Source organism: Anaerocolumna xylanovorans DSM 12503 (assembly GCF_900143645.1).
GTDB classification, from domain to species: Bacteria; Bacillota; Clostridia; order Lachnospirales; family Lachnospiraceae; genus Anaerocolumna; species Anaerocolumna xylanovorans.
The window spans coordinates 185,144-199,188 of sequence record NZ_FRFD01000004.1; the positions used below are offsets into that span (position 1 = coordinate 185,144).

A 14,045-nucleotide genomic window follows, 5' to 3' on the forward strand; every position below is an offset into this window, starting at 1 on the left:
TTGTTCATATATGTTATTCGCTATAGTTTTTGTTGTTATCCGCAATCTTTTTTGTACTTTTTTAACACAGACAAGTGCAAACGGCACTATGCTTTGAAAAAAACTGTTAATAAGAAGCGTAAAATTCACCAATAAACCCCTCCTTATTTCGTGAATTATTTGGATATTATTGTTTTGGTTATTATTGTTTGTTTCCAAAAACCGTTGTAAGGAATAAGGAATTATGCTATTATATCTATTTAGAAGCTACTCTTTTGCGGGCATAGAATACATCTATAAAGCCAGCTTAGTTTCAGCTAAAAATTTAAGGCATGCGAGAACATTTATCGCTTAGAGGTGATATATGAAACAATTCATAAAAGATAAAAAGCTTTTTATCAGAAGGCTTTTTCTACTACTGCTTGATGCTATTTTCATTAATACGGCAGCTTTTTTAGCCCTTGTAATCCGGTTTGACTTTCGAATCAGCCAGGTACCGACCATTTATGCAGAAGCGGTGTTATCTTATGCTTTTGTCAATACATTGCTTACAATACTAATCTTTGCATTGTTCAGGCTTTACAACAGTTTATGGAAATATGCCGGAATCGATGAGCTGACAAACATCCTTTTTGCCTGTATAAGTGCTGGTGCCGTCCAATTGGTTGTAATGCATTACATATTAGAGATACATGTACCAAGAAGCTATTATCCCTTGAGCACTCTTTTTTTAATTCTTCTTATCAGCATGGGACGTTTCTTCTACCGTTATATCAGAAGGCTCTCAAGGAGAAACTTTGGTGCCGTAAAAGAACGCATTATGATTATCGGTGCAGGAGAAGCAGGAAGCTCTATTATCCGTGAGATAGCAGGAAGTATTTACATCAATGGTAGTGTCATATGTGCCATTGACGACAATAAAGATAAGCTTGGAAGTTATATTCAAGGTATAAAAGTAGTAGGTGACAGGAACCACATCTTAGAAAATGCAGAGAAATACGAAATCACCAGTATTATCATTGCCATGCCTTCCGCAAGCAAGAAAACAATACGTGAAATACTTGATATCTGCAAGCAGACAAACTGCAAACTAAAAATACTGCCTGGTATGTACCAGCTTATTAATGAAGAGGTCAGTGTAACAGAATTAAGGGATGTGGAAATTGATGATTTATTGGGACGCGATCCTGTAAAAATCGATTTAAACGAAGTAATGAATTATGTACATGATAAAACCATTCTGGTTACCGGCGGCGGTGGTTCCATCGGCAGCGAGCTTTGCAGACAGCTTGCAGACCACAAACCAAAGCAGCTTATTATCCTTGATATTTATGAGAATAATGCCTATTTCATAGAGCAGGAACTTAAAAATACCCATCCTGAGCTAAATTTAACCGTATTAATTGCTTCCGTCAGGAACACAAAGCGCATTCATAAGATAATGGATCAATACCGCCCGGATATTGTCTATCACGCTGCTGCACATAAGCATGTTCCTCTAATGGAGGACAGTCCGAATGAAGCAATAAAAAACAATGTGGGGGGTACCTATAAAATGGCGTTGGCCGCCCATATGTACGGAGTAAAGAAGTTCATCTTAATATCCTCCGATAAGGCTGTTAATCCCACCAATGTCATGGGTGCTTCCAAACGTATCTGTGAACTGATAATCCAGGCATTTCATAAAAAATCCGATACGGAATTTGTAGCAGTACGTTTTGGTAATGTCTTAGGAAGCAATGGTAGTGTCATTCCTCTATTTAAGGAACAGATTCAAAGAGGCGGTCCTGTGACAGTGACTCATCCCGATATCATTCGTTACTTTATGACTATTCCCGAAGCCGTATCCTTAGTTCTGCAGGCTGGCGCTTATGCAAAAGGCGGTGAGATCTTTATTCTGGATATGGGCGAACCGGTAAAGATAGCAGACCTGGCTGAAAACCTTATCCGTCTATCCGGTTATGAGCCTGGCAGGGACATAGAAATCGAATACACTGGTCTTCGTCCCGGTGAAAAGTTATATGAGGAGCTTCTTATGGAAGATGAAGGTTTATCTTCCACCAATAATAAATTAATATTTATTGGGAAACAGATTGATATTGATGCAGATGAATTTCTTAAAAAGGTACTGGAACTGGACAAAGCAGCCAAAGAAGAAGTGGATGATATCAGAGAAAGACTTATAGATATGGTACCGACCTATCACCCTGAAAATGCCGGTATCATACAGTATGTAGCAGTAAGTAAAGAAATTTTATCATAATAAACAAAAAATCCATGAAATGCTTATGCATTCATGGATTTTTTACAATATTTTTCTTAATTGAATTTCCGAAGCAAGGCGTTTTCCGTATTCAAGTATTGCTCCAATAAAAGTTTGTTTACTATATCGTGTGCCTTGTAATACCGCTCGGCACACTTTCTCTCAATTGTTCTGTCATATTCCTTATTAATATATTCCCCGCACACATCCATACCAATGACAGAACAATTATTTAAAACAGCTTCCAACATTTCTTCAAGCTTATCTATTGTAATACTTCCCTGATCCCAATTGGTCTTAACCGTTTCTTCACTTAGCAAATCCTTATCAACAGAAATATAAACAGGTTCCGTCAGGGAAGATAAAAAAGTTCTTTTCCAATTCTTTTCCTGTAAAACTTCTTCCTCACTAATCCAGATAAGTTTCTTTCGCTTTTCCTGTCCTCCAAAGTAGCAATTCTTCTCCGGCATACCAATGAGATAGACTCTGACCAGGTTCGGGCAGGTATCCAGCATAACCTTCACCCATGATCCACAAGAAAGAATATCTCCGAATGCCGGTGGCTGCAGATCCGTGTGATGGTCAAACAGGATCAGGGAAAAAGGCCTGCTTATTTTCTCCGTCCATAATTTCGTGACATAATGATAGTTACCGGAATCAATAAAATGAATCCCGTAAGGAGTGTAACCCTTTAGTATTTCTTTCAACCGGCTCTGCGCAGCTTCATCACAATAGCAGTTGGTTCCTCTTATATTCCTTAAGTCCAGCCACTGGTAATCAATATCTTTATAAAAGTTTTCTTTCTCATATATCCCGGAAAAGTTCATTATTACAACTGGTTTTTCCACCGTAATACACATCCTTTCAAGGCGCTTTTAATCAGGGAACACCCAATATTATCCTTTTAGCTATATTATCTAGGTATTTTAAAACTTTCATCTGCTATAGCATATGCAGTTTAATTCTGACTTTTAGAATAAACATTTTCATAATTTGTAATCTATCTCAAATTTAGATGTCCGATAAAAAAGCGGAGAAGCAGCTCCTGTTATATCTTTGTGCTGCTTCTCCCTGATTCTAATTTTACCTAGTTTTGCAAACACCCTGCAACAGGGAGCTTATTTTTCATTATTCCACCATGTTTTATCATCTATATTATTGTAGTATCTCTGAATCGGTATAATCCTCTTGTTTCGGATTTCGAACAATTCCCATATTACACCTTCTTTGTTATTTGGTACATAATAGCTTTGCACAAGTCCGTCTTTTGTATAAACACTCACTCTCGCATCTGAAAATGACATAGCGGTGGAACTGGTATTTTTGATACTGCAGTCACTGTAATCCGCCACATAATATTTGTACAAACCGTTACCTAAATGATTAATTGTCATTGTCTCCGGACCGTAACCATCCGTGTCGTCCACATCCAGATTATTGCCATTAAAGTCTGCCTTATTCCCAAACCATATATGATATGTACTGTCTCCGCTGGTGCTGTCATAAGGAGTAAATAAATGAGAATCCAAATCCTTCGGATTATCGCTCCAGGTCAGAACGATACGAATCTCATCCTCATTCAATAACGGTGAAGTATTAATTTGGATATTATTAATACCTTCTTTCGCTACAATGGTATAATAAGTAGTAGCATAACCGGTTTTATTAATTTCAACAGTATAGGTTCCTTCCTTCAGGTTTACATAGACCTGTCCATTCTGATCCGCCTCTGCGGAAAGATACACACTGCCGGTCTTATTATTGATGCCTGGCCTTACCTGAACCCCCGCATTATCAAGCCTTAACATGCCATCATAATCATCTGCCCTGTTTAAAGCATCTGTAAGAACCAGTTCTATATCATAGCTGCTGCCATTTGCATGCACCAAATAGATATTTTCCTGATAAACTCCAACGGATTGCTTATCCATTCGGATACCATAAAGTGTTGTAGCAACATAACCGTTCAGCTCTACCAAAATATTATACTCTGCATCTTTTGACGGCACAACAATGGAATACATGCCGTTGCCATCCGTCTCCAGTTCCAGAAGATAGTCTCCATATTCGACAGAGTAAAGCTTTACTTTAGCACCTGCCATCGGATTGCCGTACTCATCATTGACATAGCCGATAATATTACTGATACCTTTTGCAGCCAGAACCACCTGATAAGTATTGTAAGCGGCATTTATCATTTCCTTTTCTTTCTTATCATAAGCCTTTTGTTTCTTTTCTGCAAGGTCATCGTACAAATATACCTTACCGGCATTTCCGCCACGCTCTTTTTCATTGCCGCCAATGATATAATTCGTCTGTTTGCCCTCTTTTACTGTTCTCCACTTCACAAGCACATCCTTGTTGAAATAAAAACGTTCACCATCAATTGTAGGATTTGCATAAGCCGGAATGTAATTAATATCTTTTCGGACAAAGATAAAATTTACTTTTCCATTGTCATCGAAATAGTAATCGCTGATTTTTAAATAGTCACCCAAATATTCAATGCTTACTATTTTATTTACTATATTATTAGCTGGATTTCTATATATCTCATATTCCATTTTATTGCCGGTACCATCATTAACCAATTGTTTCTTTTCGATATCATAGGAATTAATTAATCCGTCCTCCGCATTGTCCGGACTGATTTCTTCCAGCGTATAAAACAAAGCGGTATCCCATTTATAGCTTTTATTTCTTTCTGCCGGTGAATAATTATCTTTCGTTATGTCTATTGACTCTAGTTTGGCACCGGGAGCATTTAAAGCTAAGAGCTGTGCCGTCAAGGAATCTTTTTCTGAAGCAGAAGTAACCTCACAGATTGCTGATATCTTATTATTAGAGTTACATGTGACTTTTATAGTAACTGTCACACCCATCTGGTTTACTGTCAATTTACCGTTTTTGTCAACACTGATAGCCTCCGTATTACTGCTGCTCCAGATTAAATCTCCTTTTTCAATGTTGGAACTGCTTAAAAGAGCATACATATCACTCTCTTCTCCTGCATTGACTTTCAGCTTATCCTGCGTAAACTTTAACTCCTGAACTATTTCATTTGTAACAGCTGCTTCTACTGATGGTGCTGCTGTAACAGCCTCCTGCTGCTTTAAAGCATCCGCCTCTTCCTTCGGTGTCTTATTAACCCCCCAGAAATAGCCCGCTCCAACCAATGCAACAACCAGCACTACAGCCGTTGGTATAATCCATATTTTTTTCTTCCTTGCCGGCTGCTTTCCATTGACTTTTTCTCCTGATCCGCTATTATATCCATTGCTTATATCAGCAGTTTTCATGTTAGGTGTAAAAGCTTCCGGTATTATGGTTTCGGGTAACTTAACTTCCGGCAGAGTATCCTCCGGGATTGCGATTTCCGGCAACGGAATTTCCGGGATTGCAGTTCCTGAAGTTGCTGCTTCCAGGGTTGCACCTTCTGGAGCTGCGGTTTCCGGGATTGCGGTCTCTGGAACTACTGCTTCCGGTATTATGTCCGGTACGGGCTGCTGCTCCCTCACATGATTACTTTCAATTCTGGCACCGCATGCAGCACAGAATTTACTGTTATCTGAATTTTTCGTTCCACATTTTGAACAAAACATGTTGTCAGTCCCCCCTATTCTGCCTTATTGTCTAAATACTCTGTAATGCCTTCTGCTATTCCCTCTGCCAATTTCTTCTGATATTCATCTCCACTTAATTTGTAATCTTCTTCTTTATTTGTCATATACCCCATCTCAACAATGGTAACAGGTACTTGGCACCAGTTAATACCGCTCATGGAATCCGTTTCGATTACCCCCATATCCTTTGCTCCTGTTATATCGCATAATTGCTTTAATATGCTGTCAGACAGTCTTCTGCTTTTTTCATAGAACTGCCCGCAATAAGGATTATCCTTTGTGGAACACATGGTAAGTATACCGTGGGTATCCGGATTTTCCGCCCCATTGCAATGTATTCTTACAAATACATCTGCATTACTGTCATTTGCAACTTGAGCTCTTTCGGAATTACTGATATTGACATCGTGTGTTTCTCTAATCATAATTACCTTATAACCCTTATTCACCAGGATTTCCTTTAACTTTAAAGATACTTCAAGATTGACCTCATATTCAGGTTTACCCGTATATTTTCCCTGGGTCCCGGAAGAAACCTTCGGCTTCTTTTCATCCGCTCCGGGTCCTATGGGTTCAAGATCCGAATTCTGATGTGCCTGATGTCCCGGATCGATGCATATAATTTTCTCATCAACAATATCTCCTTGGGGAACAGTTGCGGCAGGCTTTGTATCATCTGTCTTTTGTGTGTTATCGCCAGCTTTTGCGTTATCCTGAAGCTTTGTGTCATCATTTGTCTGTGCATCATTTCCTGATGCTGGTTCTTGTTCACCTTCAGGGTTTCTATCCGGTGTTTCATTCACCTCTCCCGTAACACTCGGTGTTTCCTGAATATTGGTACTATTGTTTTCCCTAACTGTATCCGACTTCTTATCACAGGAAGCAAATAGTAAAATAACCATTAAAACGAATATAAAATATTGCTTTTTCATTCCCCTGTACCTCATTTACTTTAATTTCCGGAGTTTTTCCTTTTTATACTTTTTCAAATATAACAATATCTCCCCGGCTTTGCCGAGGAGATATACGGTATCTGACTTTTATAAGCCAAATCCTTTCATGGATTTCATAGTCTGTATAGCTGTTTTTAAAGTCTCCGGCAGATACATCGGGTAGATAATCTTTATAACAATACCTGTTAATATACCAAAAATAACAACAGATATAAACAAGCAGTAAATCCTCTTATTACTTTCTGTAGTACTGGCTGCTTTTAATGCCGCACCTGTGAAAAAATAGCCCAGTATATCACCTGCCATAAGAACGGCCAATCCCCATGCCGGACTAATAAATCCAACGATAATGGCAGCAGCTGTAACTGGGATTAGAGCAGCACTTCTTCCACTGGATGCACACAGCATATGCGTATAAGAAGTTTCTCCCCTGAAAAAAGCCTTATCTACTACAAGTAAAATTCCGGCAAATAAGAGGGACAGGCCAACCATAAGAATGAATGAAATTACAAATATCTTCGTTAAAGGAAATTTCAACATTTCTGAGGAGCCCCCAAAATAATTCAAGGCATCCTCCAGCTCACTCAATGCACCTGAAAACAAACTGAAGTAGGTCTGTAGCAACGAATTAACTTTTGAAAACAGAGCAGCCATATAAGCGGCAAACAATAATCCCTGCACAACCATAATTCCAATTGCAATCTGCGAATTCTTTGTTCCTACAAATTCACCTAAAGCTTTATCCGGCGATTTTAATATCCGTACAACCGTATCCGTCAGCTTTTTCAAATATCCCTCTGCATGAACTATCTGAACCTGCTGTCCTGCCTGGCCCTGCATTACAGGCTGCGGCGGCACTTGTGTATAAGTTTGCTGCTGTACTGCTGGTGAAGGCGGCGGTGCTTGTGTGTAGGCCTGTTGCTGTACTGCAGGCGGAGGCGGTACTTGTGTATAGACCTGTTGCTGTGCTGCAGGCGGAGGCGGTACTTGTGTATAGGCCTGTTGCTGTGCTGCAGGCGGAGGCGGTACTTGTGTATAGGCCTGTTGCTGTGCTGCGCTTTGGCAATCGCAAGTCTGGCCTTCCTCCAGCCTTTTACCGCATTGTGTACAAAAATTTCCCATGTTCTTTCCTCCCATATCCTTTAATAGTAAATTATATTAAAATCCATTGTGGATATTAATCATGTATCATTTTGCTGTACATAGGTAACATTTAACATTTTTATGTCCGCGTTCCGAACAAAACGTAATAAAGAGATTCCTGTATTTTTCGATTTGTATATGGAATATATTGAAAGTATCTAAGTTAATATAGAAATATATCTGATATACCGGTATCCTGGTATTTGCTTCCCTCAAATACTGACAGAATTTGAACTTTAATATAGTTTGTCAGATGTTCTGTAGAAAAGTCCAGACGGTTGACAGTGCTAAAATCATCCGTCAATGTAAAATCTTCGTAAGTATTATCTGAAAAATAAATTCTAATTTCATTTGCACGTCCATTTTTCAAGTATAAATCCTGCGTTTTCCTATATCCATTATTGATTTCTATTCCATTTACTACATGTGCTCCGTCCAGGTCAAGCTGTAACCATTCTCCATCTCCGTTGCCAGCCGCTCCCTCAACCCATGCAGTATCAGAATTGCCATCTAAAGCATTTTCACCGATATAGTCATTCGCCCCATTACTATCTGTTTGTGGGGCTAATTCAGACGATATGGAAACGGACCTGATAATGCTGTTATCAATGAATTCACTGTCTTCAATTGCCTCAGCCAGATTTGCTTCATCAGCTGTTTCATATGTATCGGAATCTTCTGTATCACTATCTGCAATGGAATTTCCAGTTTCCTCGGCAGCATCATCCATATCCTCATCTGCATTGGTATCTTCCGCTGTATTAACATCTACATTGTCATCTTCTTTATTATTCTCTTCTAATATTTCCTCCTCATCGGTATCCGTATCAAGGAACCACGATGTTGATATATACCACTTACCCTTCACTTTCACCATATCAATAATTTCAGTCGAGCTTTCCCTTCTGCCGTCACTGTAATAAGAACATTCCACATTAACCTCTGCAGTGTTTTTGGATTTATAATCGACAGATAAAACGACAAAATTAATTTGCGGCTGCTTTTCATCAATCACTATATCCGCATATCCTAATGCCCTCTCAAGAATAGTGTTAGCATCCATTCCGCTTAAACCAGAAATAAGAGCCATAGTTCCCTTGTACAGTGCCTGGGCACTTGGTTCGAAACATTCAATCATTTCACTGACATCCAGTTCGTTAAAGCTTTTTTCAAATTTACTTATTGTTTTCTCCGGGGTAGACCGATTGGTATACATATAATATGCCCCTGCACCAACTGCAATAATTACAAATATACATAACCAAAAGGGGATTTTTTTCTTGGGCTTATAGCTGATAACCTCTGGAATACTTTGATTCTCTGTAACCATACTGATACTGCTTCTTCTCCTGGTTCCGCATGAGGCACAATAGATATCTTCTTCCTTCATTTGTGCACCGCATTCTGTACAAAACTTTGCCATAAGTCCTCCCGCCCAGTCATTTTTTAGATCAATGTATTTCATGTCAGCTATTGCTACTATTTCGCTTCTTATATACAGAACCTTATTTGATGCAAATTTTACTGTAATAATCATGGGCCTTGCCACGCTAATTTATATAATCTTTCAGAAAGATATAGCCTTCTTAATACTTTAGCATTATCTATTAACAAATAGGAAATCACAGCTTTACAATAGCACAGCAGAGCTATAGCATCATCTCCGGCATTGGAAATAAAGGTGATTGAATTCTTGCAGGGATGCTTTGCTTTATCCAGCTGTCAGCATTCACATAGGAAAGACTTAAATATAAGAGATATAGAGATAATATTGTTGATCTTTTTCAAGATTCAAAATAACTTTTTAGGTATCATTCTGCTAAACATACCAGACATCTTCCGTTCCGCAGTTATTACATCACCTGAAAACAATAAAAAGGATAAAATCCATTGCTATAATCATTAACCTTAACTTTTTCATATGCATTTCATTTGAGTTTTTCGTGTGGAGTTCCATAAGTCTTTATATAACCAAAGAGTTCTTACAGAAATTTCAAGTTTTTAATACGATTTTCATCTGTGCCCTCATATAATAACATATTTAAACTATATGCCATAATATTCTTTATTACAGCATATTATGGCATAAATGTCAATATATACATATCATTTTTATGATTATGGATGAATCATCTATTACACCAATCCGTTAAATAGATGACGTATAATTAATTTTGCAAAATCAATTCAACAAAAAATGGACATGTTCCATAGCCGCTTGATAAAATAAAGTTACCACACCAAATCTCACAAAGAGGGCTATGAAACATGTCTGATAACATTATACAATTAAACGAAAAAATAATCGAAACCGAATTAAAGGATCTAGTATGTTCCATTGTTGAGGAAACCCCTCAATGCCCTACTTGACAAAGAAGCCAATGAACTCGTCAATGCCGAGAAATATGAGCGTTCCAATGATCGTTAGGGTTACCACTCTGGTCATTACCAGAGAAATCTTGTTACTACTTCGGGTGAAGTAAAGCTGAACGTGCCAAAACTCAAGGGTATTCCGTTTGAAACAGCCATCATAGAGCGCTACCGCAGACGGGAATGCTCTGTAGAAGAAGCACCCATTGAAATGTATCTAGCTGGTGTTTCCGTTCGCCGCGTGGAAGATATCACAAAAGCTCTATGGGGAACCAAGGTATCACCGGGAACTATAAGTAACTTAAATAAGAAAGCCTATGAACACATTGAAACCTGGCATAACCGTCCATTAAGCGGCGGAAATTATCCCTATGCCTTTGTTTTGATGGTATCTTTCTAAAGCGCCGCTGGTGAGGCGAATACGAGAATGTTTCTATCCTGATAGCCATTGCTGTAAATGAAGACGGTTATCGTGAGATAATTGGTGCATCCAAAGGCATGAAGGAGGACAGGGAGAGTTGGAAAATCTTTCTTACTAAGTTAAAGAGCCATGGCCTCAAAGGAGTCCGCTTAATTATTGGAGATAAAAACCTTAGTATACTGGAATCCATCCCACAAGTGTTCCCTGACGCAAAATATCAACACTGTACCGTACATTTCCACAGAAATATCTTTTCGGTAACTCCACACAGTCGTATGAAATTCGTAGCTAAAATGCTGAAAGCCATCCGCGCCCAGGAAAGTAAGGAGATGTCAATGCTCTCATGAAAGAAATGATGTCTGTTATCCTGGAAGGCAGTCTGGATGGTGAAATGGAGGAAGAGTTAGGATATTCCAAGTATGATTTTCGCAACAAAGAAACGGATAATAGCAGGAATGGTTATAACACGAAAACAATGCATACTAGTTATGGAGACATGGAATTAGATGTTCCCCGTGACCGGAGCGGAGATTTTGAACCCAAAATCGTAAAGAAATATCAGAATACGATCAGTCAGGATATGGAGGAAAAAATCATCTCCATGTACGCAAAAGGTATGACTACAGGTGACATCGAAAGCCATATGCAGGAGTTTATGGCGTTGATATTTCGGACAGTACCATAAGTCGGATTACAGACAAGATACTCCCTATCGTGAAAGAATGGCAGGAAAGGCCTCTGGAAGAAATATATGCGGTCGTATTTATGGATGCCATACATTTTCACGTTCGAAGTGAAGGACGTATTATAAAAAAGGCTGTTTATATCGCCATCGGTATTGATATGAGCGGACGTAAAGATGTCCTGGGTATGTATGTAGGAGAAAATGAAAGTGCAAAGTTCTGGCTTTCTATCATGAATGGTTTAAGAAACCGAGGAGTAAAAGATATCCTGATTGCCTGTGTGGACGGACTGACTGGATTTCCTCAGGCAATTGCTGCAATCTTCCCGGAGACAGAAATTCAGCAGTGCATCATCCATCAGATTCGAAACACAACAAAGTTTGTATCCTACAAGGATATAAAGCCGCTCATGGTTGATTTAAAACGTGTTTATACTGCCCCTACCGAAGACATCGCCTTAAGCGAGTTGGATCTATTTGATGGTAAATGGGGAGAAAAATACCCTAAAATAGCAAAGTCATGGAAAGACAACTGGGTTAATCTCTCGACCTATTTCAAATATCCGGAAGCTGTCCGAAGGCTAATTTATACCACGAATGCCATTGAGGGCTTTAACCGGCAGCTCCGGAAGGTTACAAAAAGCAAAACCGTATTTCCGACCGATGACAGTCTGCTAAAAATGCTGTATCTTGCAACCATGGATATCACTAAGAAATGGACTGGCCACCATCAGGACTGGGGTCAGATACATTCCCAGTTAGAGATATATTTTGAAGAACGATTAAAGTAATCCATAAATTATCAGGATTTTTCGATCGTTTGCTTGACATGTCCAAAAATCGTTTTATAATACAAACAAGGGCAGAAACCTAAGAAACTGGCTCTGCCCTTAATAACTATCAACATATTTTACATTTAGTTTTAGAGTTTACACGGAATTTGAAACTCTCTCACAGATAAACAATACGATTGAACGTCTGAATCGTGAAATAAAGCAACGTACAAAAGTAGTAGGCACATTTCCTGATGGGCAGTCAGCTCTTATGCTGGTGTGTGCCCGACTTCGCCATGTAGATGGAACCCAGTAGGGTGCAAAACTATACATGAACATGAAGCAGCTTACATAGTAAGCTAACTACCGGTAACCAAACGGCTAATTATGATTATGCGAAAATACTTGACGGTATCGTTAAATAGATACGTCATCCCTCCGGTAATTTCTATTCTGTGAGCTTTTCTCTCTTTCGCCATAATAATAGGCCTCCTATGAATTTATTTTATCATAGAAGACCTATTTATTTGGTGTTAAGTTACAGACTTTTCTTCACACACTTAATTTGTCTTTGTACAGCCTCATCACAATAGCAGCTAATTTCTCCTATACTCTCTAACTCTAACCATGGAAATCGATATCCTTATAAAAGCTTTCTCTTTAGATATACTGGAAAATTCATTATTACAACAGCTTTTTCAATATAATGCACTTCCTTTAAAGCCACCTCTTATACCCTCCAATAGGCATTAGTCTATTAAATATTTAATTCCTTTTGAATAATTACTATATCATTATCTACCATTCTATTAACTAATTCTTTAAATGATATATTACGAATCCATTTCAATTTTTTCTCTGCTTTAGTGCAATCTCCTAGCAGAAGTTCTACTTCTGCAGGCCTGAAATATTGTGGATTAATTGACACTAACGTTTTCCCTGTAACTCTATCTAATCCTACCTCATTTATTCCCATGCCTTTCCAAACTAATTCAATATTAATGCGCTGAAAAGCTATCTCCACAAATTCACGTACTGTTCTAGTTTCATTTGTTGCTATTACATAATCATCTGGTGATTCCTGCTGTAGCATTAGCCACATTGCATAAACATAATCAATTGAATGTCCCCAATCTCTCTTAGCATTTAAATTGCCCAACTCAATATGATCTTGCAGGCCAAATTTAATTCTAGCAACTGCATCTGTAATTTTACGTGTTACAAATTCTTTGCCACGACGTTCACTTTCATGATTAAAAAGAATACCACAGCAAGCAAACATTCCATAGCTTTCTCGATAATTTTTGGTAATCCAGTGTCCATACACTTTAGCAACTCCATATGGACTGCGAGGATAGAAAGGTGTTGTTTCTTTTTGTGGGACTTCTTGTACTAATCCAAACATTTCACTTGTAGAAGCTTGATAAAACTTTGCCTTAGTATTTGTCAAACGTATTGCCTCAAGCATATTTGTAACTCCGATAGCATCAATTTCAGCTGTCGTTATGGGCTGTTCCCAACTAGTTGCGACAAAAGATTGTGCCGCCAAATTATAAACTTCATCAGCCTTAGAAACTTTCATTGCATTAATAAGTGAAACTATATCTGTCATATCTGCATATATAAACTTAATTTTATCTTTAATATGTTCAACATTACCGTAATCCAGACAACTTTTTCTTCTTATAATTCCATAAACATCATAACCCTTTTCTAATAATAATTCCGCCAAATATGAGCCATCTTGGCCTGTTACTCCAGTTATAAGTGCATTTTTCATCAAATCATCATCCTTTACTTTATAATATATTATATGTTATACTCCGAAATTTACAATA

The 14,045-nt window shown here is 38.3% G+C and carries 7 protein-coding genes and 3 pseudogenes; 4 read left to right on the plus strand and 6 right to left on the minus strand.

Annotated elements, in window-relative coordinates:
• Positions 1–343 precede the first annotated feature (343 nt).
• Positions 344–2,242 (plus strand): polysaccharide biosynthesis protein, encoded by a 1,899-nt coding sequence (locus tag BUF11_RS07010; RefSeq protein ID WP_073588130.1) that lies wholly within the window; start codon positions 344–346, stop codon positions 2,240–2,242.
• 56 nt (positions 2,243–2,298) lie between these two features.
• Here BUF11_RS07010 and BUF11_RS07015 read toward each other — a convergent pair whose 3' ends face one another.
• The 5 genes from BUF11_RS07015 to BUF11_RS07035 all read right to left on the minus strand — a co-directional run bounded on the left by BUF11_RS07015 (position 2,299) and on the right by BUF11_RS07035 (position 9,384).
• Positions 2,299–3,090, minus strand: coding sequence for an arginase family protein (locus BUF11_RS07015; RefSeq protein ID WP_073588131.1), 792 nt, complete (start codon positions 3,088–3,090; stop codon positions 2,299–2,301).
• 270 nt (positions 3,091–3,360) lie between these two features.
• On the minus strand, positions 3,361–5,844 hold the full coding sequence (locus BUF11_RS07020) for a zinc-ribbon domain-containing protein (RefSeq protein ID WP_073588132.1): 2,484 nt from the start codon (positions 5,842–5,844) through the stop codon (positions 3,361–3,363).
• Positions 5,845–5,858: 14 nt separating this feature from the next.
• Positions 5,859–6,797 (minus strand): N-acetylmuramoyl-L-alanine amidase family protein, encoded by a 939-nt coding sequence (locus tag BUF11_RS07025; protein ID WP_073588133.1) that lies wholly within the window; start codon positions 6,795–6,797, stop codon positions 5,859–5,861.
• 108 nt (positions 6,798–6,905) lie between these two features.
• On the minus strand, positions 6,906–7,940 hold the full coding sequence (locus tag BUF11_RS07030; RefSeq protein WP_073588134.1) for a YIP1 family protein: 1,035 nt from the start codon (positions 7,938–7,940) through the stop codon (positions 6,906–6,908).
• Positions 7,941–8,124: 184 nt separating this feature from the next.
• Positions 8,125–9,384 carry a discoidin domain-containing protein gene (locus BUF11_RS07035; protein WP_175562006.1) on the minus strand — a complete coding sequence of 420 codons (1,260 nt, stop codon included), beginning with the start codon at positions 9,382–9,384 and terminating at the stop codon, positions 8,125–8,127.
• 845 nt (positions 9,385–10,229) lie between these two features.
• Here BUF11_RS07035 and BUF11_RS07040 point away from each other — a divergent pair.
• The 3 pseudogenes from BUF11_RS07040 to BUF11_RS24005 form a co-directional block, all read left to right on the plus strand.
• Positions 10,230–11,078 (plus strand): annotated as a pseudogene (locus BUF11_RS07040) (IS256 family transposase); the annotation flags it as partial.
• Positions 11,079–11,080: 2 nt separating this feature from the next.
• Positions 11,081–12,225 (plus strand): annotated as a pseudogene (locus tag BUF11_RS07045) (IS256 family transposase); the annotation flags it as partial.
• A 169-nt stretch (positions 12,226–12,394) separates the two neighbouring features.
• Positions 12,395–12,523, plus strand: a pseudogene (locus tag BUF11_RS24005) (transposase); the annotation flags it as partial.
• A 441-nt stretch (positions 12,524–12,964) separates the two neighbouring features.
• On the opposite strand, the gene gmd reads toward BUF11_RS24005, so the two are convergent.
• Positions 12,965–13,987, minus strand: coding sequence for a GDP-mannose 4,6-dehydratase (gene gmd / locus BUF11_RS07055; RefSeq protein ID WP_073588136.1), 1,023 nt, complete (start codon positions 13,985–13,987; stop codon positions 12,965–12,967).
• Positions 13,988–14,045: the final 58 nt, after the last annotated feature.